Origin of the sequence: Pseudomonas purpurea, assembly GCF_039908635.1 — a bacterium.
GTDB lineage: Bacteria > Pseudomonadota > Gammaproteobacteria > Pseudomonadales > Pseudomonadaceae > Aquipseudomonas > Aquipseudomonas purpurea.
In genome coordinates, this window is record NZ_CP150918.1 from 1,651,411 (window position 1) to 1,678,069 (window position 26,659).

20 protein-coding genes and 2 pseudogenes are annotated in these 26,659 nt (G+C 60.4%); 13 read left to right on the forward strand and 9 right to left on the reverse strand.

Annotated features, from left to right (window positions below):
* Positions 1-40 precede the first annotated feature (40 nt).
* On the reverse strand, positions 41-886 hold the full coding sequence (locus AABM54_RS07465; protein ID WP_347904636.1) for a MoxR family ATPase: 846 nt from the start codon (positions 884-886) through the stop codon (positions 41-43).
* Between the two features lie 233 nt (positions 887-1,119).
* Here AABM54_RS07465 and cysK point away from each other — a divergent pair.
* Both cysK and AABM54_RS07475 read left to right on the forward strand, forming a co-directional pair.
* Positions 1,120-2,095 (forward strand): annotated as a pseudogene (gene cysK, locus AABM54_RS07470) (cysteine synthase A).
* Positions 2,096-2,376: 281 nt separating this feature from the next.
* Positions 2,377-3,312, forward strand: a complete 936-nt coding sequence (locus AABM54_RS07475; RefSeq protein ID WP_347904637.1) for an aspartyl/asparaginyl beta-hydroxylase domain-containing protein — start codon at positions 2,377-2,379, stop codon at positions 3,310-3,312.
* Positions 3,313-3,506: 194 nt separating this feature from the next.
* Here the strand turns inward: AABM54_RS07475 and AABM54_RS07480 are convergent, their stop codons facing one another.
* Positions 3,507-4,415, reverse strand: a complete 909-nt coding sequence (locus AABM54_RS07480) for a DMT family transporter (protein ID WP_347904638.1) — start codon at positions 4,413-4,415, stop codon at positions 3,507-3,509.
* A 129-nt stretch (positions 4,416-4,544) separates the two neighbouring features.
* Between AABM54_RS07480 and aceK the strand changes: the two genes are divergently transcribed.
* From aceK to AABM54_RS07515, 7 genes and pseudogenes are all read left to right on the forward strand, one after another.
* A complete protein-coding gene (gene aceK / locus AABM54_RS07485; protein ID WP_347904639.1) occupies positions 4,545-6,266 on the forward strand; it encodes a bifunctional isocitrate dehydrogenase kinase/phosphatase in 1,722 nt (573 codons plus the stop codon).
* A gap of 221 nt (positions 6,267-6,487) precedes the next feature.
* Positions 6,488-10,399: an ATP-dependent RNA helicase HrpA gene (gene hrpA, locus AABM54_RS07490; RefSeq protein ID WP_347904640.1), complete on the forward strand. Its 3,912-nt coding sequence runs from the start codon at positions 6,488-6,490 to the stop codon at positions 10,397-10,399.
* A gap of 226 nt (positions 10,400-10,625) precedes the next feature.
* Positions 10,626-11,748, forward strand: a pseudogene (locus AABM54_RS07495) (beta-ketoacyl-ACP synthase III).
* 162 nt (positions 11,749-11,910) lie between these two features.
* Entirely contained in the window at positions 11,911-12,519 is a 609-nt protein-coding gene (locus AABM54_RS07500; protein ID WP_347904641.1) for an RNA polymerase sigma factor, read from the forward strand.
* A complete protein-coding gene (locus tag AABM54_RS07505; protein WP_347904642.1) occupies positions 12,513-12,749 on the forward strand; it encodes a zf-HC2 domain-containing protein in 237 nt (78 codons plus the stop codon). Before AABM54_RS07500 ends, AABM54_RS07505 begins: the two co-directional genes overlap by 7 nt.
* 236 nt (positions 12,750-12,985) lie before the next feature.
* Complete coding sequence (locus AABM54_RS07510; RefSeq protein ID WP_347904643.1) at positions 12,986-14,329, forward strand: porin; 1,344 nt, start codon at positions 12,986-12,988, stop codon at positions 14,327-14,329.
* Between the two features lie 149 nt (positions 14,330-14,478).
* Positions 14,479-15,603, forward strand: a complete 1,125-nt coding sequence (locus tag AABM54_RS07515; protein ID WP_347904644.1) for a GNAT family N-acetyltransferase — start codon at positions 14,479-14,481, stop codon at positions 15,601-15,603.
* Positions 15,604-15,621: 18 nt separating this feature from the next.
* On the opposite strand, the gene aqpZ is transcribed toward AABM54_RS07515, so the two are convergent.
* From aqpZ to AABM54_RS07540, 5 genes are all read right to left on the reverse strand, one after another.
* Positions 15,622-16,320, reverse strand: coding sequence for an aquaporin Z (aqpZ, locus tag AABM54_RS07520; RefSeq protein ID WP_347904645.1), 699 nt, complete (start codon positions 16,318-16,320; stop codon positions 15,622-15,624).
* A 182-nt stretch (positions 16,321-16,502) separates the two neighbouring features.
* Positions 16,503-18,335: an ABC transporter ATP-binding protein gene (locus AABM54_RS07525; protein ID WP_347904646.1), complete on the reverse strand. Its 1,833-nt coding sequence runs from the start codon at positions 18,333-18,335 to the stop codon at positions 16,503-16,505.
* 80 nt (positions 18,336-18,415) lie between these two features.
* Positions 18,416-18,979: a peptidylprolyl isomerase gene (locus AABM54_RS07530; protein WP_347904647.1), complete on the reverse strand. Its 564-nt coding sequence runs from the start codon at positions 18,977-18,979 to the stop codon at positions 18,416-18,418.
* A gap of 3 nt (positions 18,980-18,982) precedes the next feature.
* Positions 18,983-19,786, reverse strand: coding sequence for an alpha/beta hydrolase (locus AABM54_RS07535; protein WP_347904648.1), 804 nt, complete (start codon positions 19,784-19,786; stop codon positions 18,983-18,985).
* Between the two features lie 27 nt (positions 19,787-19,813).
* On the reverse strand, positions 19,814-20,737 hold the full coding sequence (locus AABM54_RS07540; RefSeq protein WP_347904649.1) for a LysR family transcriptional regulator: 924 nt from the start codon (positions 20,735-20,737) through the stop codon (positions 19,814-19,816).
* 49 nt (positions 20,738-20,786) lie between these two features.
* Between AABM54_RS07540 and AABM54_RS07545 the strand changes: the two genes are divergently transcribed.
* From AABM54_RS07545 to AABM54_RS07555, 3 genes are all read left to right on the forward strand, one after another.
* Positions 20,787-21,116 (forward strand): 3-phosphoglycerate kinase, encoded by a 330-nt coding sequence (locus tag AABM54_RS07545; protein WP_347904650.1) that lies wholly within the window; start codon positions 20,787-20,789, stop codon positions 21,114-21,116.
* A 182-nt stretch (positions 21,117-21,298) separates the two neighbouring features.
* Positions 21,299-21,898: an FMN-dependent NADH-azoreductase gene (locus AABM54_RS07550; protein ID WP_347904651.1), complete on the forward strand. Its 600-nt coding sequence runs from the start codon at positions 21,299-21,301 to the stop codon at positions 21,896-21,898.
* Positions 21,899-22,235: 337 nt separating this feature from the next.
* Positions 22,236-23,102, forward strand: a complete 867-nt coding sequence (locus tag AABM54_RS07555) for a carboxylate/amino acid/amine transporter (RefSeq protein ID WP_347904652.1) — start codon at positions 22,236-22,238, stop codon at positions 23,100-23,102.
* 42 nt (positions 23,103-23,144) lie between these two features.
* On the opposite strand, the gene AABM54_RS07560 is transcribed toward AABM54_RS07555, so the two are convergent.
* A complete protein-coding gene (locus AABM54_RS07560) occupies positions 23,145-24,443 on the reverse strand; it encodes a mechanosensitive ion channel family protein (RefSeq protein WP_347904653.1) in 1,299 nt (432 codons plus the stop codon).
* 193 nt (positions 24,444-24,636) lie between these two features.
* On the opposite strand from AABM54_RS07560, the gene AABM54_RS07565 reads away from it, so the two are divergent.
* Positions 24,637-25,983, forward strand: a complete 1,347-nt coding sequence (locus AABM54_RS07565) for a DEAD/DEAH box helicase (RefSeq protein ID WP_347904654.1) — start codon at positions 24,637-24,639, stop codon at positions 25,981-25,983.
* A 62-nt stretch (positions 25,984-26,045) separates the two neighbouring features.
* Here AABM54_RS07565 and AABM54_RS07570 read toward each other — a convergent pair whose 3' ends face one another.
* Complete coding sequence (locus AABM54_RS07570) at positions 26,046-26,654, reverse strand: hypothetical protein (protein ID WP_347904655.1); 609 nt, start codon at positions 26,652-26,654, stop codon at positions 26,046-26,048.
* Positions 26,655-26,659: the final 5 nt, after the last annotated feature.

Genomic DNA, 26,659 nt, shown 5'->3' on the forward strand with positions numbered 1-26,659 from the left:
ACGAAGTCTGATCGATGCGCAGGCAGTTTTCGTACAGAGCCTAGCGAGTGCCGCGACGGCTCATGAACGCCAGGCGTTCGAGCAACTGCACGTCCTGCTCGTTCTTCACCAGGGCGCCGGCCAGTGGCGGGATGGCCTTGGTTGGATCGCGTTCACGCAGCACGGCTTCACCGATATTGTCGGCCATCAGCAGCTTGAGCCAGTCCACCAGTTCGGAGGTGGACGGTTTTTTCTTCAGGCCCGGGACTTTGCGCACGTCGAAGAACACGTCCAGCGCTTCGCTGACCAGGTCTTTCTTGATGTTCGGGTAGTGCACGTCGACGATTTTCTGCAGGGTGGTGCGGTCCGGGAAAGCGATGTAGTGGAAGAAGCAGCGGCGCAGGAAGGCGTCCGGCAGCTCTTTCTCGTTGTTGGAGGTAATGATGATGATCGGCCGTTGCTTGGCCTTGATGGTCTCGTCGATCTCGTAGACGTAGAACTCCATCTTGTCGAGTTCTTGCAGCAGGTCGTTCGGGAACTCGATGTCGGCCTTGTCGATTTCGTCGATCAGCAGAATCACCCGTTCATCCGACTCGAAGGCTTCCCACAGCTTGCCTTTCTTCAGGTAGTTGCGGATGTCGTGGACCTTCTCGTTACCCAGTTGCGAGTCACGCAGGCGGCTGACGGCGTCGTACTCATAGAGGCCCTGATGGGCCTTGGTGGTGGATTTGATGTGCCAGGTAATCAGGCGTGCGCCAAAGGACTCGGCCAGTTGTTCGGCGAGCATGGTCTTGCCGGTGCCCGGTTCGCCCTTGACCAGCAATGGCCGCTCCAGGGTGATGGCGGCGTTGACCGCCAGCTTCAGGTCATCGGTGGCGACATAAGCGCTGGTGCCTTCAAACTTCATCTGCAAATCCTCGAACGGTAACGCCGACCTGCGCGGGGCAGGGCGGGCGAGATAAATGTCATGCCCGACTATAACGCGGCGCCCGGTCGACTGTGAACGCAGACGCCCCATTCAGTCTCTGAATGGGGCGTCACAGGGTGACCCGGTCAGCCGCAGGGCGTGGCCGTACTGGACGCCCACGGGTGCGAGGCATACCCTTGAAGGCTTCATCAACGCTGCATAAGGACCCAGCCATGAGCCGCATTTTTGCTGACAACGCCCATTCCATCGGCAATACACCGCTGGTGAAGATCAACCGCATCGGCCCGCGCGGCGTGACCATCCTGGCCAAGATCGAAGGGCGCAACCCCGGTTATTCGGTCAAATGCCGGATCGGCGCGAGCATGATCTGGGACGCCGAAAGCAGCGGCAAACTCAAGCCGGGCATGACCATCATCGAGCCGACGTCCGGCAATACCGGGATCGGCCCTGGCGTTCGTGGCCGCTGCGCGTGGCTACAAGCTGATGCTGACCATGCCGGCGTCCATGAGCATCGAGCGGCGCAAGGTGCTGAAAGCGCTGGGGGCCGAACTGGTGTTGACCGAACCGGCCAAGGGCATGAAAGGCGCGATCGAGAAAGCTGCCGAAATACTTGCCAGCGACCCGGCCACGTACTTTATGCCGTCGCAGTTCGACAACCCGGCCAACCCGGCCATCCATGAAAAAACCACTGGTCCGGAAATCTGGAACGACACCGACGGCGCAATCGATGTGCTGGTGGCGGGTGTCGGCACCGGCGGCACCATCACGGGCGTGTCGCGCTACATCAAGAACACCCGGGGCAAGCCGATTCTGTCGGTGGCCGTTGAGCCAGTGTCTTCGCCGGTGATCACCCAGGCGCGGGCTGGCGAAGAAATCAAGCCGAGCCCACACAAGATCCAGGGCATCGGCGCCGGTTTTGTGCCGAAGAACCTCGATCTGTCGATGGTCGACCGGGTTGAGCTGGTTTCCGATGAGGAATCCAAGGCCATGGCCCTGCGGCTGATGCAGGAAGAAGGGATTCTTTCCGGAATTTCCTGCGGCGCGGCCATGGCGGTTGCCGTTCGACTGGCCGAGACCCCGGAAATGCAGGGCAAGACCATCGTCGTGATCCTCCCGGACTCCGGTGAGCGTTATCTGTCGAGCATGTTGTTCAGCGACCTGTTCACCGACCAGGAAACCCAGCAGTAACGCTTGGCGTGTGTGGCGTCTGTTCCGACGCCATCGCGGGCAGGAGCCGGGGCGCCAGGTTCTTGCCCGTGATAGACCGCGCGGCAGTCTCGATGATCGATAGGCTGACTCAGATCAGCCAGCGTTCAGGCGCCTTATGTTAATTAATGCTTTGTTGCGCAATCCTTAATACTGATTGTTGTCTCATGCGGGTTTTTCCCAAGGCCTTGAGTGTTTATCATGGCCGGCTGCCACGTCGGGTAAATGACGTGCAGCGTTGCCTATTTTCAAGGAGTTGCTCAATGACCTTTTCCTTTGCCGCCAAGGCGTCGCTGTTGCTGCTGTTCATCGGCAGCACGTTGTATGTGCATTTGCGCGGCAAGGCGCGTTTGCCGGTCTTGCGCCAGTTCGTCAACCATTCGGCGCTGTTCGCGCCCTACAACGCGCTGATGTACCTGTTCTCGGGCGTGCCGTCCAAGCCGTACCTGGACCGCAGCAAGTTCCCGGAGCTGGATGTGCTCAAGGACAACTGGGAAGTCATTCGCGACGAAGCCATGCACCTGTTCGACGAGGGCTACATCCGCGCCGCCGAGAAGAACAACGACGCCGGTTTCGGTTCGTTCTTCAAGAAAGGCTGGAAGCGCTTCTACCTCAAGTGGTACGACAAGCCGCTGCCTTCGGCCGAGGCCCTGTGCCCGAAGACCGTGGCACTGGTGAGCAGCATTCCCAATGTCAAAGGTGCGATGTTCGCCCTGTTGCCGGGCGGTAGCCATCTGAACCCGCACCGCGACCCGTTTGCCGGTTCCCTGCGTTATCACCTGGGCCTGTCGACGCCGAACTCGGATGATTGCCGCATCTTCGTCGACGGTCAGGTTTACGCCTGGCGTGATGGCGAAGACGTGATGTTCGATGAAACCTATGTGCACTGGGTCAAGAACGAAACCGAAAAGACCCGGGTGATTCTGTTCTGCGACGTCGAACGCCCGCTGACCAATCGCCTGATGACCCGCATCAACCGTTGGGTCAGTCGCCTGCTGGGCCGCGCCACTGCGCCGCAGAACCTCGACGACGAGCGTGTGGGCGGGATCAACCGGGCTTATGCCTGGAGCAAGAGCTTCAGCGATAGATTCAGCGGCGTGATCAAACAGTGGAAACGCCGCAACCCCAAGGCCTACCGCGTCCTGCGCCCGGTGCTGGCGGTGGTGGTGTTGGTATTGCTGTGGCGTTGGTTGTTCTGAGGCTGACGCTTGAATGAAAAAACCGCTCCTTGTGAGCGGTTTTTTTGAGCGGTTGAAAGGTTGCCGACGCCCAGCGAGGACGTTTGGTTCTTCAGTCTGGGTACCCAGCAGGGTGGCTTCGATAAATTGACAGCCGATGATCCGGGCATGCTGCTGATCAGCATCGGGCTGGCGTTTGTGTTCCGTAGCAGCCGTTAGTTGCTGGCCGTTGACGCCTTCGGCATCGCCGTGGGCTTCAACACCAGCCACAACGCCGCCGCAATCAGCACGCCGCCATAGATGTGCGCCATGGACAGCGGCTCGTCGAGAAACAACGCGCCCCACAACACACCGAACGGCGGAATCATGAAGGTCACGGTCATCGATTTGACCGGGCCGATGGAGCTGAGCAGGCGGAAGTACAGAATGTAGGCAAACGCAGTGCACGCCAGCCCCAACCCCAGTAACGACAACCAGACATTCCAGCCACCCCAACTGGCGGGTGGATGAGTGAGTGCGCTGTAGCCAAACAGCGGCAGCAGAAACAGCGTCGCGCCGAGCATGCTGCCCAGTGCCGAGAGGCGACTGTCCAGGCCGCCTTGCTGGTCCAGCCAGCGGCGTGCCAGGAACCCGGCAAAACCGTAGCAGGTGGTCGCCAGCAGGCAAGAGACAGCGCCCATCAGCAATTCCATGTCGAAGGCCACAGGGCCGGCGCGGGTCAGGACGCCCACGCCAAACAGGCCGAGGAACACTCCGCCGAGCTTGGCGCCGGTGAGCTTTTCACTGAAGAACAGGCCGCCGATCAACACGCCCATCAGCGGCGTGGTGGCGTTGAAAATCGCCGAGTAACCGGCCGGCAGCACTTGGGCGGCCACCGAATACAGGGTCGCCGGAATCCCGGAATTGATCACCCCCAGCAGCATCACGGTTTTGAGCTTGCCTTTGAAATCCCAACTGATGCGCATCAGTCCAAGAATCACCAGCAAGCCGACAGCCGCAATCGACACGCGAAAAAAAGCAGTGGGGATTGTGCCAATCACTGGGGCGATGATGCGCATGAACAGAAAGCTCGCACCCCAAATGGCGGCCAATGACAACAAACGCAGAATATCGACGGGGTTCACGGCTCGTTCCTTCCTTAATCAGGGCGCAAGTGTCGCCGTCTCCCGGGCCCAAGGCAATGGTTGCGTTGCGTAACAATTGGCCTCTAAGCTCAGGCTCCAACGACAAGAACCATCCCTAGAGGTCTTCACATGCCGCAGCCATGGCCCGCCGCCGAAATCGCTCGAACGATCCTCGATGGCTTCGACGATTACCGCGAGCATTTCCGCCAGATCACCGATGGCGCACGGGGGCGCTTCGAGCAGGCGCAGTGGCAGCAGGCACAGGTGGCGTCGGCGGCGCGGATCAACCTCTACGAAGAAAAGGTCAGTGAAGTGGTGGGCCGGTTGCGCGAAACCTTCGCCGCCGATGCGTTGCTGGATGTCTCGTTCTGGCCGCTGGTCAAAAGCGCCTACATCAGCCTGATCGACCTGCGTTTCGACGATGAATTGTCCGAGACCTGGTACAACTCGACGTTCTGCGGGTTGTTCAGCCATGACCTGATCAGCGACGGCAGCATGTTCATCCACACCACTCGCCCGAGCCTGCGCCGCGCCCGTGCCGCTCAAACCCGGATCTACAAGCCGCAGGGCCAGTTGCCGGACATGCTGGCGAGCATTTTTGCCGACTACCGCTTCAGCGAAGACTACGCGGACCTCGCCGGCGACCTGCGGCGCCTCGAGGCACAACTGCGCGAGAACCTGCCGGACTGGGTCTGCAAGGACCCGGCGCTGAGTGTCGAACTGTTCTCCTCGGTGCTCTACCGCAACAAGGGCGCCTACCTGGTCGGGCGCATTTTTACCGCCGACGAACAGTGGCCGCTGGTGATCCCGCTGCTGCATCGCGAGGGCCGGGGGATTCAGATCGATGCGCTGATCACCGACGAGGCAGAGGTGTCGATCATCTTCTCGTTCACCCGATCGTATTTCATGGTCGACGTGCCGGTGCCGGCCGAGTTCATCGGTTTTCTCAAGCGCATCCTGCCGGGCAAGCACATCGCCGAGCTGTACACCTCGATCGGTTTCTACAAGCATGGCAAGTCCGAGTTCTACCGGGCGCTGATCAATCACCTGGCCAACACCGACGACCAATTCATCATGGCCCCCGGCGTGCGCGGGATGGTCATGAGCGTGTTTACCCTGCCGGGTTTCAACACCGTGTTCAAAATCATCAAGGACCGATTCTCGCCTTCGAAAAACGTCGACCGCGCCACGGTGATCGAGAAGTACCGGTTGGTGAAAAGTGTCGACCGGGTCGGGCGCATGGCCGACACCCAGGAGTTCGCCGATTTTCGTTTTCCCTTGAGCAAGTTCGAACCGGCGTGCCTGGCCGAACTGCTGGAGGTGGCCGCGTCCACGGTCTCGGTGGAAGGGGACACGGTGCTGATCCGCCACTGCTGGACCGAGCGCCGGATGACGCCCCTGAACCTCTACCTGGAAAACGCCAACGAAGCACAGGTCCGCGAGGCGCTGGAAGACTATGGGCTGGCGATCAAGCAACTGGCGGCGGCGAATATTTTCCCCGGTGACATGCTGCTGAAAAACTTCGGCGTCACCCGTCACGGCCGTGTGGTGTTCTACGATTACGACGAAATCTGCTATCTCACCGAAGCCAACTTCCGGCACATCCCGCAGCCGCGCACCCCGGAAGATGAAATGGCCTCCGAGCCCTGGTATTCGATTGGACCGCTGGATGTGTTCCCCGAGGAATTCCCGCCGTTCCTGTTCGCCGATTCGGGGCAGCGCAAGTTGTTCGATCAACTGCATGGCGAGCTGTACAACGCCGACTACTGGAAGAGCCTGCAAGCAGCGATTCGGGCGGGGAAGGTGATTGATGTGTTTCCGTATCGGCGCAAGGGCCTCGACAACGAATGAGGTTCCTGAGTAAACACCTGTGGCGAGGGAGCTTGCTCCCGCTGGAGTGCGAGGCACTCCCAGATCGGCGTGCGCAGTTTGTCTGAATAACCGCAGTAGCCGCCTTGCGACTGCTTCGCAACCGAGCAGGAGCAGCTCCCTCGCCACAAAAGCGCGTCACTCGGCAGCCCAAATCTGCGACAATCCGTCCCCTGCGCCACTAGACGACCTTTGCGTACCTGATGACTGACGAATCGCCTTCCATCGACAAACTGCTGAAAAACCTCGATCACGCCATGCTCGCCGACCGCCACCGGCTGCGGCGCCAGTTGCTTGAGCTGCGCAAGAAACCTGACGAAGCCAAGCTGGCCGTGTGGGTGACGCGCATGCAGGCGTCCTGCGATCAGGTGTTGGCGCGGCGCGCCAGCCTGCCGGTGATTCGTTACGACGACAGCCTGCCCATCGCCGCCAAGCGTGACGAAATCAAGGACGCGCTGCTCAAGCATCAGGTGCTGATCATCGCGGGCGAAACCGGTTCGGGTAAAACCACCCAGTTGCCGAAAATCTGTCTGGAAATCGGTCGTGGCCAGCATGGCCTGATCGGCCACACCCAGCCGCGCCGGATCGCCGCGCGCAGTGTCGCCAGCAGGGTGGCCGAAGAACTGGCCACACCGCTGGGTGCACTGGTCGGCTATCAGGTGCGGTTCGAGGACCAGAGTGACTCCAACACCCTGATCAAACTGATGACCGACGGCATTCTGCTGGCGGAAACCCAGAACGACCGCTACCTCGAACGCTACGACACGATCATCGTCGACGAAGCCCATGAACGCAGCCTGAACATCGACTTCCTGCTCGGCTACCTGAAAACCCTGCTGCCGCGTCGCCCGGACCTGAAAGTCATCATCACGTCGGCGACCATCGACCTGGAGCGTTTTTCGAAGCACTTCGATGATGCGCCGATTGTCGAGGTCTCCGGCCGGACCTTCCCGGTGGACACTTGGTATCGCCCGCTGACCCTGGAACAGGACGAAGAGGGCAACCGCGTCGAGGACGACCTGACCGTGGATCAGGCGATTATCGCGACCCTCGATGAAATCGCCGCGTTTGAACGCAGCGAGCGCCGCAGTCCGGGTGACGTGCTGGTGTTCTTGCCGGGAGAGCGCGAGATTCGCGACGCGGCGGACATGCTGCGCAAGGCCCAGCTCAAGCACACCGAAATTCTGCCGCTGTACGCACGCCTTTCACCGGCCGAACAGCAGCGGATTTTCCAGTCCCATCCGGGGCGTCGCGTGGTGCTGGCGACCAACGTCGCGGAAACCTCGCTGACCGTGCCGGGCATTCGCTACGTGATCGACAGCGGCACCGCGCGCATCAGCCGCTACAGCTACCGCGCCAAGGTTCAGCGTTTGCCGATCGAGGCAATCTCCCAGGCCAGCGCCAACCAGCGTAAAGGTCGTTGCGGGCGGGTCGAGCCGGGCATTTGCATTCGCTTGTACAGCGAAGAAGATTTTATCGGACGGCCGGAATTTACCGACCCGGAAATCCTGCGCACCAACCTTGCGGCGGTGATTTTGCAGATGCTCCATCTGCGCCTCGGCGAAATCACCGATTTCCCGTTTATCGAGCCGCCGGATGGCAAGGCCATCAGCGACGGTTTCAACCTGCTGCAAGAACTCTCTGCGGTGGACCGCAACAGTCAGCTGACGCCGCTGGGCCGGCAACTGGCGCGGTTGCCGGTGGACCCGCGCATGGGCCGGATGTTGCTGGAAGCGGCGAAACTCGGCAGCTTGCAGGAAGTGCTGATCGTCGCCAGTGCCATGTCGATCCAGGACCCGCGCGAGCGTCCGCCGGAGCGCCAGCAAGCGGCCGATCAGGCCCACGCCCAATGGAAAGACGTGGACTCGGATTTCGCCGGGCTGGTCAATCTGTGGCGTGGTTTTGAAGAACAGCGCCAGGCCCTGACCGCCAGCCCGCTGCGTAACTGGTGCCGCAAGAATTTCCTGAATTACCTGCGTCTGCGTGAGTGGCGTGACTCCCATCGCCAGTTGAGCCTGATCTGCCGCGACATGCAGTTGAGCCTGAACAAGGAGCCTGCGGATTACCCGAAACTGCACAAAGCCGTGCTGTCCGGGTTGCTCAGCCAGATCGGTCAGAAAACCGAGGATGGCGACTACCTGGGCGCGCGTCAGCGGCGTTTCTGGATTCATCCGTCATCGGGCCTGGGCAAGAAGCGTCCGCAATGGCTGATGACCGCCGAGCTGGTGGAAACCACCAAGCTCTATGCGCGCATGGTGGCCAAGATCGAACCGGACTGGATCGAACCGTTGGCCGGGCACCTGATCAAGAAAAACCACTTCGAACCCCATTGGGAGAAGAAGCGCGGGCAGGTCGTGGCCTACGAGCAGATCACCCTGTTCGGGCTGATTGTGGTCGGTCGTCGACCGGTGCATTACGGGCCCATCGACCCCACCACTTCCCGCGAGCTGTTTATCCGCGAAGCGCTGGTGCGCGGCGAGATTCAATCCAAAGCCAAGTGCCTGACGGCCAATACGCAGTTGCTGGAACAACTCGACGAACTGGAGGCCAAGGCCCGCCGTCGGGACATTCTGGCGGACGAAGAAACCCTGTTCGCCTTCTACGATGCGCGACTGCCGGCCGAGATTCATCAGACCGCGACCTTCGACAGCTGGTATCGGGTCAACAGTCAGAAAGACCCGCAGTTGCTGATCATGCGCGAGGAAGACGTGCTGGCCCGCGAGGCCAGTGAAGTCACCGCCGCACATTACCCGGACACCCTGCGCCTGGGCGACCTGACCCTGCCGTTGAGTTACCACTTCGAACCCAACCATCCCCGCGATGGCGTGACCCTGCGCGTACCGGCGCCGTTGTTGCCGGCATTGCCGGCCGAGCGTCTGGAATGGCTGGTGCCGGGGGTGATCGAGGCCAAGTGCATCGCGCTGGTGCGTAACCTGCCCAAGGCCCTGCGCAAGAATTTCGTGCCGGTGCCGGACTTCGTCAAAGCCGCGTTGCAACGCATCACGTTCGCCGAGGGCTCGTTGCCTCAGGCGTTGGGCCGTGAGTTGCTGCGCATGACCGGCGCGCGGGTCAGCGACGAGGCTTGGGCCGAAGCTTCGCAGCAGGTCGAAAGTCACCTGCGGATGAACCTGGAAATCGTCGATGGCCAGGGCAAGTTTCTTGGCGAAGGGCGTGATCTAGCCGAATTGACTGCTCGCTTTGCCGAGGCCAGCCAAGCGGCATTGGCCGTGCCGCAAACCGCGAAAAACCAGCAACCGGTGGAGCCGAAAGTCTTTGCGGCCGTTGCTGAAAAAACCCAGCAGAAGATTGCCGGGCTGTCGATGACGGTCTATCCGGCGTTGGTGGAAGAGGCGGGCACGGTCAAGGAAGGGCGTTTTTCGACGCTGGCCGAGGCCGAGTTCCAGCACCGTCGGGCCTTGCAGCGGTTGCTCATGCAGCAACTGGCGGAACCGGCGAAATTCCTGCGCGGCAAGTTACCGGGGCTTACCGAGCTGGGCCTGATGTACCGCGAACTGGGGCGCATCGAGAGTCTGGTGGAAGACATTCTGCTGGCCAGCCTCGACAGCTGCATCCTCGACGGCGAAGCCAGTCTGCCCCGCGATGGCGCCGGGCTGGCCTCGTTGGCCGAGCGCAAGCGCGGGGCGTGGACGGAACATGCCGAGCGCCTGGCGAAACTGACGCTGGAGATTCTCAAGTTCTGGCACGGTTTGCAGAAACGCTTCAAGGGCAAGATCGACCTGGCGCAAGCCGTGGCCTTGAACGACATCAAGCAGCAGCTCAGCCACTTGGTTTATCCGGGTTTTGTCCGTGAAACCCCGATGCAATGGCTCAAGGAGTTGCCGCGTTATCTGAAAGCGGTCGAGCAACGCTTCGAGAAAATCGGCGCTCAGGTGCAGCGGGATCGGGTCTGGAGCGGCGAATTGTCCGGCCTCTGGACGCAATACCAGACCCGCGCCAACAAACACGCCCAGGAAGGCAAGCGCGATCCGCAGTTGGAACTCTATCGTTGGTGGCTGGAGGAATACCGGGTCTCGCTGTTCGCGCAGCAATTGGGGACCAAGGTGCCGATCTCCGACAAGCGCCTGAACAAGCAGTGGACCCAAGTCGAACCCTGACCCCTGTGGGAGCGGGCATGTGTTTGATCCAGCAAATAGGGCCAAACGCCAATGTTTATGGCAAACTTCGCGGTTATAAACATCGGCCCCGCAGATTAGAGCCTTAGCGGCCTGGGCGGATCGGAACAAAGCGATGCCTGGTCGGTTTCCCTGACGGAATAAGACCCTTTATGTGTTGGTACTACGGTGCCAGCGCTTTCTGCCTGAACAGATTAGAGAAACGACCATGCATAACGTCGTCATCAGCGGCACCGGCCTGTACACCCCGGCCAACAGCATCTCCAACGAAGAGCTGGTGCAGTCTTTCAATGCTTACGTCGGCCAGTTCAATGCCGACAACGCCGACGCTATCGAGCGCGGCGACGTGCAGGCGCTGACCGAGTCCAGCGCAGCCTTCATCGAAAAGGCGTCCGGGATCAAAAGCCGCTTTGTCATGGACAAGAAGGGCATCCTCGACCCGCAACGCATGGCGCCACGCCTGCCGGAGCGTTCGAACGACGAATGGTCGGTGCTGTGCCAGATGGCCATCGGTGCGGCCGAACAAGCCCTGCAACGCGCCGGCAAGACCGCAGCGGACATCGACGGTGTGATCGTCGCCTGCTCCAACCTGCAACGCGCCTATCCGGCCATCGCCATCGAAGTCCAGGAAGCCCTGGGCATCGCAGGTTTCGGTTTTGACATGAACGTTGCCTGCTCCTCGGCGACGTTTGGTATTCAGGCCGCCTCCAACAGCGTGCAACTGGGCCAGGGCCCGGGCCATCCTGATGGTCAACCCGGAAGTCTGCACCGGGCACCTGAACTTCCGCGACCGCGACAGCCACTTCATCTTCGGCGACGCCGCGACTGCGGTGATCATCGAACGTGCCGACCTGGCAACGTCCCAGCACCAGTTCGACATCGTCAGCACCAAACTGCTGACCAAGTTCTCCAACAACATCCGCAACAACTTCGGCTTCCTCAACCGTGCTGCAGAAGAGGGCATCGGTGCCCGTGACAAACTGTTCGTCCAGGAAGGCCGCAAAGTGTTCCGTGACGTCTGCCCGATGGTTGCAGAACTGATCGGCACGCACCTGGAAGAAAACGCGCTCAACGTCAGCGACGTGAAGCGTTTCTGGCTGCACCAGGCCAACCTCAGCATGAACCACCTGATCGTCAAGAAACTGCTGGGCCGCGAAGCTACCGAAGAAGAAGCCCCGGTGATTCTCGACACTTACGCCAACACCAGTTCGGCCGGTTCGGTGATCGCGTTTCACAAAAATCAGGACGATTTGCCCTCTGGCGCGCTGGCGGTACTCAGCTCCTTTGGGGCCGGGTATTCGATTGGCAGCGTGATCCTGCGCAAACGTTGATCGCAGTGTGAATCCCTTGTGGCGAGGGAGCTTGCTCCCGCTCGGCTGCGCAGCAGTCGTACAGGGTCGCAGTGTTCTACCTGATAAACCGCGGTTGCCGATTTTGGGACCGCTTCGCGCTCCAGCGCGAGCAAGCTCGCTCGCCACAGGAAATCAGTGTTGATGACTGACGACATGCAATTGCTCGAACGCCTGTTGGCGGGCGAGCAACGGGCTTACAAGGAATTGGTCAGTACCTACCAGAGCGCCATGCGGGCGGTGGCGTATGCCATCGTCGGCAGCCGCAACGCCGATGAAGTGGTGCAGGATGCCTGGCTTTCAGTGGTGCGCAATCTGGCGGGCTTTCAGGGGCGTTCGAGCCTCAAGACCTGGCTGTTGACCATCACCGCCAACGCGGCGAAAAACCGCTACAAGCAAAACCGTCGGGAAGTGCTGATGGACGACTTGCCGTCGCCCCACGGGACCATCGATGACGATCGTTTCTCGCCCGGCGATGGTCACTGGCTGGTAGCGCCGTTTGCCTGGCACCAGGACACGCCTGACGCCTTGCTGACCGAGGATGAACTGCGCGAATGCCTGGAAAAAACCCTGCTCAGCCTGCCCGAGTTGCAAAGCAGTGTGCTGGTATTACGTGACCGCCAGGGACTGGAGCTGGAAGAGATCTGTAACCTTCTGGAGATCTCGCTCTCCAATGTTCGGGTGCTGCTGCACAGGGCACGGCTGAAGGTCTTCGCGACCGTCGAGCACTTTGAGGAGTCCGGTCAATGCTGACGTGTAAGGAACAGGTGGCGCGCTCCAGTGATTACCTCGATGGCCAATTGAGCTTTCGGGAGCGGCTGATGGTGCGGCATCACTTGATGTTTTGCCCCAATTGCCGTCGTTTCATCCGGCAAATGCGCCTGATGCAGGCGACCTTGCGCGCCCTGCCCGACAAGTCGGTGCCTAACCTCGATGAGCTTGCTGAGCGTTTGGCTACCGAACGCCAGAAGAGCCGCGATTAGCCTCAAACCACACGTCACCCGAAATAACGCAGTCGCTCTGGCTTGAGGCTTTCAGCCTGAAGCTTGCGGCTGCTTCCCTCTTATTTCCATTCGAAGTAAAAAGTTCCGCTGTCATAAAATCTTTATCTGACAGCAACCCCTCTGAAATAACCCGTCGCCAAGATTCCCTCCCAACACCAGCGGGCCAGCCCCGCGTGTTTTGAACGCTACAGACCACCAATTAGGGGAACTCTTCGATGATCCGTAAGCACTTCGCCGGTTTTGTTGCCAGCGCACTGGCAATGGCAGTGACCGCCCAGGCTTTCGCTGGCACCGTCACCACTGATGGCGCCGATATCGTAGTCAAAACCAAGGGCGGCCTCGAAGTCGCAACCACCGACAAAGAATTCAGCTTCAAACTGGGTGGTCGCTTGCAGGCGGACTACAGCCAGTTCGATGGTGTCTACACCAAGAATGGCGATACCGCTGACGCCGCTTACTTCCGTCGTGCGTTCCTGGAATTGTCCGGCGTGCTGTACACGGATTGGGCCTACACCATCAACTACGACTTCTCCCACAACACTGGCGACTCCGACAACGGCTACTTCGACGAAGCGTCGCTGGCCTACAACGGTTTCAAACCGGTATCGATCAAGGTCGGTCGTTTCGACCCGGACTTCGGCCTGGAAAAAGCCACCAGTTCCAAGTGGGTCACCGCGCCGGAACGTAACATGGCCTACGACATGGTCGACTGGGCCAACAGTCACCAGAACGGTCTGGGCTTGCAGGCTTCCGGCACGTTCGCGGACTCGTTCTATGCTTCCGCAGGCGTGTTCAGCAAGGACACCGACGACACCGATGGCAACAGCGTCAAGCAGGTCAACGGCCGCTTCGTCTTCGCCCCGATGCACGATGCCGGCAACGTCCTGCACTTTGGTGTGAACGTCGCTTCCCGCGATGTGTCCGACACGGCGTTCGACTCGCGTTACCGCACCCGGATGGGCATGCGCGGCGTCGACACCCTGGGCGGCAACGATGCTGGCACCAACGGCAACCGCCCGGTGCTGGGCGGCAGCTCTGCCTCGCCGGCAGGTTCCTATGACCGTGACACGGCGTTGGGCCTGGAGGCGGCATTCGCCATGGGCCCGGCTTCGATCCAGGGTGAGTACATCACTCGCACCACCAAGGCAGACGCCAAGAATGTGGACGATATCAAAGGCCACGGCTTCTACGTTCAAGGCGCTTACACCCTGACCGGCGAATCGCGCGGCTACAAAGTCGGCAAGTTCGACGCCATCAAGCCGGCCAACAAAGCCCTTGGCGCCTGGGAGCTGTTTTACCGTTACGACAGCCTGACGGTCGAAGACGACAACATCACCACCGCCAGCCTGACCCGTGATGTCGGCGATGCCGAAGCCAAGGTCCACACCCTGGGCGTCAACTGGTATGCCAACGAAGCGGTGAAAATCTCCGCGGCGTACCTCAAGGCCAAGACTGACAACGTGACCAACGCCACGGCAGCGAGCGGTACCACTCCGGCGCGTCGCACCGGTGATGACAGCGGTGACGGTTTCGTCGTCCGCGCTCAGTACGTGTTCTAAGCACCGCGTTAAAGCACCAAGAGCTCTTTCTTCATCCGTTAAAGCTCCCTCGTTTTTGACCCCGCCCCGGCGGGGTTTTTTTATTTCGGCAAGGCCTGAGGATCGGCGATACTCGGCGGGTCTGTGGGCAACAACCGTCGAGGATCACGATGCCGCTACACGTTCTGGACAGTCTGTCCGCCATCGCGCCTCATGAATGGGATGCATTGGTGCCCCAGGCTCAGCCGTTTCTACGCCATGCGTTCCTGAGTGCGCTGGAAGACAGTGGCAGCCTGGGCGCACATTCCGGCTGGCGGCCCGAGCACCTGCTGCATATTGAAAACGGTCAAGTGCTGGCGGCATTGCCCAGCTACCGCAAATGGCATTCCTATGGTGAGTACGTCTTCGACCATGCCTGGGCCGATGCCTGTGAGCGTGCCGGGATCGACTATTACCCCAAGCTGCTGAGCGCCGTGCCGTTCAGTCCCGTCAGCGGGCCGCGCTTGTTGGTGGCAGCGGGGCAGGACGGGATGGAACTGCTCAAGAGTGTGCCCGGATACCTGGAGATCGAAGGGCTGTCCAGCGCCCACGTCAACTTCACCGACCCGTTCACCGATGCCGCGTTGGCCGGGCAACCGGGGTGGCTGCAACGTGTCGGTTGCCAGTATCACTGGCAGAATCGCGGTTACCGGGATTTTCAGGACTTCCTCGATGCCTTGAGTTCGCGCAAGCGCAAGCAGATGCGCAAGGAGCGTGAGCAAGTGATGGGACAGGGCATCGACTTCGAATGGCTTGAGGGGCATCAACTTGATCAGGCGCAGTGGGATTTTGTCTACGCCTGCTACGCCAATACCTACGCGGTGCGCAGGCAAACGCCGTACCTGACGCGGGAATTTTTCAGCCTGTTGGCCGAGCGCATGCCGGAAGCGATTCGGGTGGTCCTGGCCAAACAAGGTTCACGCCCGGTGGCCATGGCCTTCAGCCTGGTGGGAGGCGAGTGTTTTTACGGGCGCTACTGGGGCTGTGTGGCGGAGTTCGATCGCCTGCATTTCGAAACCTGTTTTTACCAGGGCATGGACTACGCCATCGCCAACGACTTCCAGCGTTTCGATGCCGGTGCCCAGGGCGAACACAAGTTGATCCGTGGTTTTGAGCCGGTGATCACCCATTCCTGGCACTACTTGCGGCATGCCGGGCTGAAGGCGGCGGTGAATGACTTTCTCACCCAGGAGCGTGCCGGGGTGCTGGCGTACGCCGAAGAAGCGAGGACCGCCTTGCCGTATCGGCAGGACTGATCCTCGCCGCCTCAGGCTTTAGCTGTCTTCCTTGCCCAGCCAGCGGTAGGTGATCCCGCCGATGACTGCTCCGAGAATCGGCGCGAGCCAGAACAGCCACAATTGCTGGATCGCCCACCCACCGACGATCAGCGCCGGGCCGGTGCTGCGGGCCGGGTTGACCGAGGTGTTGGTGACCGGAATCGAGATCAGGTGGATCAGCGTCAGCGTCAGGCCAATGGCAATCGGCGCCAGGCCGGCCGGCGCACGTTTGTCGGTGGCCCCGAGGATGATCAGGATGAACATCGCAGTCATCACCAACTCAGTGACAAACCCCGCCGCCATCGAGTAGCCGCCGGGCGAGTGTTCGCCGTAGCCGTTGGACGCCAGCCCACCGGCCAGTGCGAAGCCGGGTTTTTCACTGGCGATGAAGTACAGCAGCGCGGCAGCAATCACCCCGCCCAGCACTTGGGCGACGATGTAGGCCGGCAACTCCTTGGCCGGGAACCGTCCGCCGACCACCAACCCGACCGAAACCGCCGGGTTGAGATGGCAGCCCGAGATGTGGCCAATGGCGAAGGCCATGGTCAGCACCGTCAGGCCGAAGGCCAGGGACACCCCGAGCAGGCCGATCCCCACATTGGGGAACGCCGCCGCCAGCACCGCACTGCCGCAACCGCCCAACACCAGCCAAAACGTGCCCAACAATTCTGTAGCCGAACGTTTGAATAAAGACATGAACGTGTCCTGTCAAGTTAACGCTGCCGTTGTGCATCCAGCAGATGGACTACAGAACCATCTCCAGAACCTAGCCTGAGTACAGCAGGGATTTTCTGGAATTCCAGTCGAACAAAAACGCCAGAGCCCCTGATCAAGAGGCTCTGGCGTGTATCGCTGATCTAATGAGGGAGTGGTGTTGATCAATCGATCCCGACAAATCCTCCGGTCTGGTGTTGCCACAGTCGTGCATACAAACCGCCATGGGCCAGCAGTTCGGCGTGGCTGCCGCTTTCGGCAATCCGGCCTTTCTCCAGCACGACCAGGCGATCCATGCGGGCGATGGTCGAGAGCCGGTGCGCGATGGCGATCACGGTCTTGCCTTGCATCAGGGTTTCCAGGCTTTCCTGGATCGCGGCTTCGACTTCCGAGTCCAGCGCCGAGGTGGCTTCGTCCATGATCAGGATCGGCGCGTCCTTGAGCAGCACCCGGGCGATAGCGATCCGCTGGCGCTGGCCGCCGGAGAGCTTCACGCCGCGTTCACCGACATGGGCGTCGAAACCGGTGCGGCCCTGGGCGTCCGACAGCTGCGGGATGAACTCGTCGGCGCGGGCCTTGCGCACCGCCTCCCAAAGCTCTTCATCGGAGGCGTCGGGCTTGCCGTAAAGCAGGTTGTCACGGATCGAGCGGTGCAGCAGCGAGGTGTCCTGGGTGATCATGCCGATGCGCTCGCGCAGGCTTTCCTGGGCCACCTCGGCGATGTTCTGGCCATCGATCAGGATCTGCCCTTCCTGCACGTCATAGAGGCGCAGCAGCAGGTTGACCAGGGTCGATTTGCCTGCGCCCGACGGACCGATCAAGCCAATCTTTTCACCGGCTTTGATGGTCAGGTTGAGGTCGCTGATGATTCCGCTTTTCTTGCCGTAGTGGAACGCCACGTGCTCGAAGCGCACTTCGCCACGAGGTACTTGCAGGCGCGGTGCCTGTTCGAGGTCGGTGACGCTGACCGGTTGGGCAATGGTTTGCAGGCCGTCCTGGACCATGCCGATGTTTTCGAAAATGCCGTTCACCACCCACATGATCCAGCCCGACATGTTGACGATGCGGATCACCAGGCCGGTCGCCAGCGCTATCGCGCCGACTGAGATCAGCGACTGGCTCCACAGCCACAGGGCGAGGGCCGTGGTGGCGACGATCAGCAAGCCGTTCATGCTGGTGATGACCACGTCCATGCTGGTGACGACGCGGCCGGCCAGTTGGGTCTTCTCGGTCTGTTCTTCGATGGCTTCGCGGGCGTACTGCTGCTCGTAGTGGGTGTGGGCGAACAACTTCAGCGTGGTGATGTTGGTGTAGCCGTCGACGATGCGCCCCATCAGTTTGGAGCGCGCATCGGAAGACACCACCGAGCGTTCCTTGACCCTGGGCACGAAGTAGCTCAAGGCGCCGATGTAGCAGGCGATCCAGACCAGCAGCGGGATCATCAGGCGCCAGTCGGCTTCGGCGAACAGCACCAGCGAACTGATGGCATAGATCACCACGTGCCACAGCGCGTCGACCGCTTGTACCGCGGAATCGCGCAGGGAGTTGCCAGTTTGCATGATGCGCTGGGCGATGCGCCCGGCGAAATCATTCTGGAAGAAATTGAGGCTCTGTTTGAGCACGTAACTGTGGTTTTGCCAGCGAATCATGCTGGTCATGCCGGGGCTCAATGTTTGATGCACCAGCAGGTCATGCAGGCCGAAGAACACTGGCCGCAGGATCAACGCCACCACGGCCATCCACGCCAGTTCGACGGCATGGACCTTGAAAAAATCGGGATTGGGCGTGCCCTGTGCGAGGTCGATGATGCGGCTCAGGTAGCTGAACAGCGCCACTTCAATGAGGGCGGCAAACAGCCCGACCACCAGCAGGGCGGCAAAGCTTGGCCAGACCTGGCGCAGGTAGTAGGTATAGAAAGGAAGAACCCGATCCGGCGGAGCGGCGGTCGGGGCGTCACGGAAAATATCGATCAGTTTTTCGAAACGACGATAGAGCATCAGATAAACGCCCGTGTACGGGCTCTCCTTATGGATGTGAGCGACGTCCGAACGCGGCGTCGCTCAAAACTACCCACGCATTAGTCGATGCGCTTGGCCGACTTTATCAGCACCGGGTCGACAGGCACATTCTGCATGCCTTGTTTGGTGGTGGTCTGGGAGTTGACGATGATGTCCACCACGTCCATGCCTTTGACCACTTTGGCGAATACTGCGTAACCGGCATCACGACCCGGGTCGAGGAACGCGTTGTCCGCTACGTTGATGAAGAACTGGCTGGTGGCCGAGTCCGGGTTCGAGGTACGGGCCATCGACAGGGTGCCGCGTACGTTATGCAGACCGTTGCTGGCTTCGTTCTTGATCGGTGGGTTGGTGTCTTTTTGCTGCATTTGCTGGGTGAAACCACCGCCCTGAACCATGAACCCCGGGATCACACGGTGGAAAATGGTGTTGGTGTAAAAGCCCTTGTCGACGTACTCAAGGAAGTTTTTGGTACTGATCGGCGCCTTGACCGGGTCCAGTTCGATTTCGATCTGGCCATTGGTGGTGTCCAGCAACACGTGTGGCGCCTTGGCGGGCGTGGCAGCCATCAGGTTGGTGGCGAACAGGACTGCGCCTGTGACGAGGGCGATTTTTTTCAGCATGGTTCAGTGATCCTGGGTAGTAGTGTCGACTGTGGTTAGAAAGTGCAGCAGGGTTTGGTTGAAGCGGTGCGGCTGATCCAGCGGGGTGGCGTGACGCGAATCGTCGATCACCACCAGCCGCGCATCGGGCAGCAGTTTTACATAGGTTTCTTTCAGCGCGACGGGCGTGTAGTCACGGTCGGCGCTGATGATCAGGGTTGGACAGGTGACCCGTGAAAGTCGTTCCTGAACCCCCCAGCCAACGATGGCATCGAAGCTGGCGAGATAAGCACGTTTGTCGTTTTTTGCCCAGCGTTCGGCCATTTTTTGCCGCAGGTCAGTCTGCTCCGGTTTGGGGAACAGCCTGGCGCCCAGTGCCTTGCCAATGGTGGCGAGGCTGAGCAGGCGCATCAGGCTCCAGCGCTTGAACCATTGCCAGGCATCATTGGCGGTGCGCACTTTGACTTCCGGGGCGCTGTTGACGATGCACAGGCTCTTGAGCAGCGCCGGCTGATCGACCGCCAGTTGAAAGCCGATCATGCCGCCCATCGACAGGCCGACCACGTGTACCGGCCCCAGTTTCAAATGCTCGATCAGCGCGATCAGGTCGGCGCTGAAACTGGCGATGCTGTAGCGTTCGCGGGGTTTGTCGGAGCGGCCATGGCCGCGCACATCGGGAAGGATCAGCCGATAACGCGCCGATAAATCGGCAATCTGCATTTCCCAATCCAGTGTGCTGGAGCCCAGGCCATGCACCAGAATCAGCGGGGTGCCGTGACCATATTCTTCGTAGTGCAGGGTGCAACCTTCATGTTCGAAATAGGCCATGGCTGAACTCCTTTCAGGCCGGTGGTGTCAGGCTTGCTGGGGCGCGGCGAAAGGCGCATCCAGCGGCGCGGTGTCAAAGGTACGCAACAGCTCGACAAGAATTTGCGTGGCCGGGCCGAGCGGTTTGTCCTTGTTCGAATACAGATAAAACGTCGGGTGCCGGCTCCCGCCCTGGTCCAACGGTAGCAGCTTGAGCACGCCTTCCTTGAGTTCGCGTTCAATCATGTGCCGGGGCAGCCAGGCAAACCCCAGGCCGCTGCCGACGAAAGTCGCGGCGGTGGCCAGGCTGCCGACGGTCCAGCGTTGTTCCGCGCCGAGCCAGCCGACATCCCGTGGCTGTTGGCGGCCGGAGTCGCGGATCACCACTTGCAGTTGGCTTTCGAGGTCCTGGAAGTTCAGCTCCCGGTTGAGCCGGTGCAGGGCATGTTCGGGGTGGGCGACCGCGACGAATTCGACATCGCTCAACTCGGCACCCAGGTAACCCGGAATGCTGAAACCGCTGATGGCCAGGTCGGCCACGCCTTCGAGCAGCACTTCCTCGACGCCCGACAGCACTTCTTCGCGCAGGCGCACGCGGCAGCCACGGCTCTGCGGCATGAACGCGGTCAAGGCGCGCACCAGCCGGGCGTTGGGGTACGCGGCATCGACCACCAGCCGCACTTCGGCTTCCCAGCCTTGTTCCATGTGGTGCGCGAGGTCTTCGAGCTGGCTGGCCTGTTTCACCAGTTGCCGGGAGCGGCGCAGCAGCACGCCGCCCGCCTCGGTGAGCACAGCCTTGCGCCCGTCGATGCGCAGCAACGGCACGCCGAGCTGGTCCTGCATGCGGGCCACGGTGTAGCTCACGGAGGACTGGGAGCGGTGCAGCGCTTCGGCTGCCTGGGCAAAACCGCCATGGTCGACCACCGCTTGCAGCGTTCGCCATTGATCCAGGGTCACGCGGGGCGCTTTCATGATGAGCTCCTCTTGTCCTAAGCTGGCAGTTCTTATTGGAGACTGCCGAATGAAAAAACTGTGTTGTGTGATGGCGGGTTGTGCGGTGCTGGCGATGTTGCCGTTGACGGCGTTTGCCTATCCGATTGAGGTTCACAAAGAGCTCAACGGGCTGAAGGTCGACTACAACGCGTATGACACCGATAACGACATCGGCTCCCTTCAGGTGAACAACTACGGCCCCGTCGATGTGGCGTGCAAGGTGGTGTTCAATAACGGCCCGGAAGCACCGCGTACCCGCAAGCTCGACATACCCGCCGGCACGCACAAAAGTGCTACCGCCAAGTTCACCCGCACTATTATCAAGCTGCGTATCAACCTGAGCTGCACCCCGAAATAGCATCAAGCTCCTGTGGGAGCGAGCAAGTCGGATCGCCGCATCGCCGCTCCCACAGGACATGCTCCGCTTATAAACGAATTTATTGATGGTTTATAGCAGTTATTTGCGCTTTTTCATCGATATGACTCTGTTTAACCTTCACTCCATCGACTTACAGCATTCACCGATGGAGGCTACATCCCATGTCCCGCGTTCTGATCATCGAAAGCAGCGCCCGCCAGCAAGACTCGGTATCGCGTCAACTGACCCAGACCTTCATCAACCAGTGGAAAGCCGCTCACCCGGCCGACCAGATCACCGTCCGTGACCTGGCCACCGACCCGGTGCCGCACCTGGATGCCAACTTGCTGGGCGGCTGGATGAAACCCGCCGAGCAGCGCAACGAAACCGAACAGGCATCGCTGGCACGTTCCAACCAGTTGACCGATGAATTGCTGGCCGCCGATGTGCTGGTCATGGCCGCGCCGATGTACAACTTCGCGATCCCGAGCACCCTCAAGGCCTGGCTCGACCACGTACTGCGTGCCGGTGTGACCTTCAAGTACACCGACACCGGCCCGCAAGGTTTGCTCAGTGGCAAACGTGCCTATGTGCTGACCGCTCGCGGTGGCATCTATGCCGGCAGCACTTCCGATCATCAGGAACCGTACCTGCGTCAGGTCATGGCGTTCATCGGTATCCATGACGTCACGTTCATTCACGCCGAAGGCATGAACCTGGGCGGGGACTTCCACGAGAAGGGCCTGAACCAGGCCAACGCCAAGCTGGCGCAAGTGGCCTGAGCCGTTAATCGCCAGATAATCACCTGATGATTAAGTAGCGCCTGCGCACCCCCTTCAAGCCGGTTCGCGCATCGAACCTCCCTTTGCACTTGTTGCTCCTGAGTGCTGTAGCCCGATTGAACGCTTTAGCGAGATCGGGCTTTTTTTTGCCTGGGATTTTGTGGCCGGGTACGGACCAGTGGGAGCGAGCTTGCTCGCGATAGCGGTGCGTCATTCAACAATGATGTCGACTGACACTCCCTCTTCGCGAGCAAGCCCGCTCCCACAGGTGTTGGCTGACTGTTCGCGATAACGGGCAAAACCCGCTATCGTCGCCGCCATTCAAGACGAGGCGAGCATGGGCTATCTACTATTTGTCACGCTGATCCAGGCGTTTTCCTTCAGTTTGATCGGCGAGTACCTGGCCGGGCATGTCGACAGCTATTTTGCGGTGCTGGTGCGGGTGGTGCTGGCGGGGCTGGTGTTCATTCCGCTGACCCGCTGGCGTCAGGTCGAGCCGGCGTTCATGCGTGGCATGTTGCTGATCGGCGCGTTGCAGTTTGGCGTGACCTATGTCTGCCTGTACCTGAGCTTCCGGGTGCTGACGGTGCCGGAGGTCTTGTTGTTCACCATCCTTACGCCGCTGCACGTGACGTTGATCGAAGACGCTCTGAATCGGCGTTTCAATCCTTGGGCACTGGTGGCGGCATTGGTCGCCGTGCTGGGGGCGGCGGTGATTCGTTATGACCGCATCAGCCCGGATTTCTTCATGGGCTTTGTGCTGCTGCAACTGGCCAACTTCACCTATGCCGCCGGGCAGGTGTTGTACAAACACCTGGTGGCGAAGCACCCGAGTGACCTGCCGCATTACCGGCGTTTCGGCTATTTCTACCTGGGGGCGCTGGCAGTGGCGTTGCCGGCGTTTCTGCTGTTCGGCAAACAGAACTTCTTGCCTGAAGCGCCGTTGCAGTGGGGCGTGCTGGTGTTCCTCGGGCTGGTCTCCACGGCGTTGGGTTTGTACTGGTGGAACAAGGGCGCGTGCCTGGTGAATGGCGGGACACTGGCGGTGATGAACAACCTGCATGTGCCGGTGGGGCTGCTGCTCAACCTGCTGATCTGGAATCAGCATGAAGAACTGGGACGGCTGATGTTTGGAGGGATGGTGATTCTGGCGGCAGTGTGGATCAGCCGGTTGGGTGTGCGCTCACCCGCGGTTGCACACTAAACTCCTGTGGGAGCAGGCTCGCACCCACAGGGGGATGGGGTGTCAGAGGGCGCGTTTTTCCTGTTCGGGAAGATGGCTGGCGCCCAGTAGCGCAGGCAACATCCCCGAGCGCAGATCATTGCCGCTCGGCTGCTGATACAGGATCAAACCGAACTCCGGCAACACCGCCAGCAGGTAATCGAAGATATCGCCCTGAATCCGCTCGTAATCGGCCCACGCGGTGGTGCGGGTGAAGCAGTAGATTTCCAGCGGCACGCCCTGAGCGGTGGTCTGCATCTGGCGGACCATGCAGGTCATGTTCGGCTGGATCTCTGCGTGACTCTTCAGATACGCCAGGGCATAGGCACGAAAGGTCCCGATGTTGGTCATCCGGCGACGGTTGGCCGACATCGCCGCGACGTTGCCCTGAGCCTCGTTCCAGGCCTTGAGTTCAGCCTGCTTGCGGTTGATGTAATCGGTCAGCAGGTGCACTTGCGACAGCTTCAGTTCTTCGTCATCGCGGATGAACCGCACGCCGCTGGCGTCGATAAACAGGCTGCGCTTGATCCGTCGCCCGCCCGATTGCTGCATGCCGCGCCAGTTCTTGAAGGATTCGGACATCAGCCGCCAGGTCGGAATCGAGACGATGGTCTTGTCAAAGTTCTGCACCTTGACCGTGTGCAGGGTGATGTCCACCACATCACCGTCGGCGCCCACTTGCGGCATTTCGATCCAGTCGCCAACCCGCAGCATGTCGTTGCTGGTCAGCTGCACGCTGGCGACGAATGACAGCAGGGTGTCCTTGTAGACCAACAAGATCACCGCCGACATGGCGCCCAGACCCGAGAGCAGCAACAGCGGCGAACGGTCGATCAGGGTCGCGACGATGATGATCGCGCCGAACACGAACAACACCATCTTCGCCAGTTGCACATAGCCTTTGATCGAGCGGGTGCGGGCGTGTTCGGTGCGCGCGTAGATGTCCAGCAAGGCATTGAGCAGGGCGCTCAGGGCCAGCACCAGGAACAGAATGCTGAAGGCCAGCGCGACATTGCCCAGGAACACCAGGCTGGTCTTGCTCAGGTCCGGCACCAGGTTCAGGCCGAACTGAATCACCAGCGACGGCGTCATCTGCGCCAGGCGATGAAACACCTTGTTGTGTCGCAAATCCTTGATCCAGTGCAGCGCCGGTTGTCGGCCGAGCAACTTGGCGGTGTGCAGCACCAGGTAGCGTGCCACTCGTCCGAGGACCAGTGCGACGCCCAGCAGCAGCAACAGCGCGAGGCTCGAATGCAGCAGCGGATGCTGATCGAGCGCACCCCAGAGGTCTTGGAGGTTGAGCCAGAGCTGTTTGAGATCCATGGGCTAAAACGATTCTTCTGTAGGACGAATGGGGGTGATTAGAGCATTCAAGACACCTTAGGTCAGTCTTGAAGACAAATCAGCTAACAAAAAAGCCACTGTTTGCGCCCGATTGCATAAAGAAACTCGGCCTCGGCGCTCGAAACCGTTACCCTATGCAGCTGATTTTTTGTATTTCTTCGAGGTAGCACCCGTGTTTTCCCAATTCGCCCTGCACGAACGCCTGCTCAAAGCCGTGGCCGAGCTTAAATTTGTCGAGCCAACGCCAGTGCAAGCAGCGGCTATCCCGCTCGCGCTCCAAGGGCGTGACCTGCGGGTGACTGCGCAAACCGGTAGCGGCAAAACCGCTGCCTTCGTTTTGCCGATTCTCCACCGTCTGATCGGCCCGGCCAAAGTCCGCGTCAGCATCAAGACCCTGATCTTGCTGCCGACCCGCGAACTGGCCCAGCAGACCATCAAGGAAGTTGAACGCTTTGCGCAGTTCACCTTCATCAAGTCCGGCCTGATCACCGGCGGTGAAGACTTCAAGGTCCAGGCGGCCATGCTGCGCAAGGTGCCGGACATCCTGATCGGTACGCCAGGGCGGATGATCGAGCAACTGAACGCCGGCAACCTCGACTTGAAAGAAGTTGAAGTGCTGGTACTCGACGAAGCCGACCGCATGCTCGACATGGGCTTTGCCGAAGACGTTCAGCGTCTGGTCGACGAGTGCACCAACCGTCAGCAAACCATGCTGTTCTCTGCCACCACCGGCGGTTCGGGCTTGCGCGAGATGGTCGCCAAGGTCCTGAACAACCCTGAGCACTTGCAGCTCAACAACGTCAGCGACCTGAACGCCACCACCCGTCAGCAAATCATCACCGCTGACCACAACCAGCATAAAGAGCAGATCGTTAACTGGTTGCTGGCCAACGAGACCTACCAGAAGGCCATCGTCTTCACCAACACCCGTGCCATGGCCGACCGTATCTACGGCCGCTTGGTGGCGCAGGAGTACAAGGCGTTTGTCTTGCACGGTGAGAAAGACCAGAAGGACCGCAAACTGGCCATCGACCGTCTGAAGCAGGGCGGCGTGAAGATCCTGGTGGCCACCGACGTCGCCGCTCGCGGCCTGGACGTGGAAGGCCTGGACCTGGTGATCAACTTCGACATGCCGCGCAGCGGCGACGAATACGTTCACCGCATCGGTCGTACCGGCCGTGCCGGCAACGATGGCCTGGCGATCTCGCTGATCTGCCACGGTGACTGGAACCTGATGTCGAGCATCGAGCGCTACCTCAAGCAGAGCTTCGAGCGTCGCACCATCAAGGAAGTCAAAGGCACCTACGGCGGACCGAAAAAGGTCAAGGCTTCGGGCAAAGCCGTAGGCGTGAAGAAGAAAAAAACCGACGCCAAGGGCGACAAGAAAAAAACCGGCGCCAAGGCACCGACCAAGCGCAAGATCGCCAACCGCCCGAAGACCGACGCCCTGTCGCTGGTCAGCAAGGACGGCATGGCCCCGCTCAAGCGCCGCAAGCCAGAAGCCCCGGCTGCTGAATAACGCGCCGTAGCGATCCCATGAAAAAACCCGGACAGTGTCCGGGTTTTTTTATTTCAGCGGTGTCAATTCCCCGACAGGCCGCGGGTGTCCGCATCAAACAGCGCTTTAGCCTGTTGGGCGGCAGGAGTCAGCAAGGCGAAGATCTTTGCCGCACTGTACAACTGCGTGCTTGCCAGGCTCTTGGGCGTCGGTTCGATCGGGATAATGACGTCCTCATCGGCGGCATCGACAGCATGCAGCCAGATCCCTACAAAATGCAGTGCTGACACAAACAGCACGCGCAGCTCATAGGTTTTGCCCTTCAGGCTCGCTGCGTTTTCCGCCAGTTTCAGCGCGCTGGCCGTGGCGGCGGCCATGACGCCATGGTTCAGCGCCGAGAACTCTACGTTGCCGGGCACTTCGGCCAGTTCCGCATCGGCAATGGTCTTGCCGTTTGAAACGACCAGGTAATGCCAGTTACCCAGGGCCGCATGGTTCAGGCCTTTACCTTGGGTCAGGTCCTCCAGGCTCAGTGAATAACCCCGATAAGGTCTGGAGAGACTGACGTTGCTGGCAGTCGCCTTGGCAAACTGGCTATTGATACCGAAGCCTTTGGTTTGCAGGGCTGCTTGAAGTGCAGGACGCAGTGTGTGCACGCCATGGGAAGGCGCCATAGGGTAAGTAAGTTGCATGATGC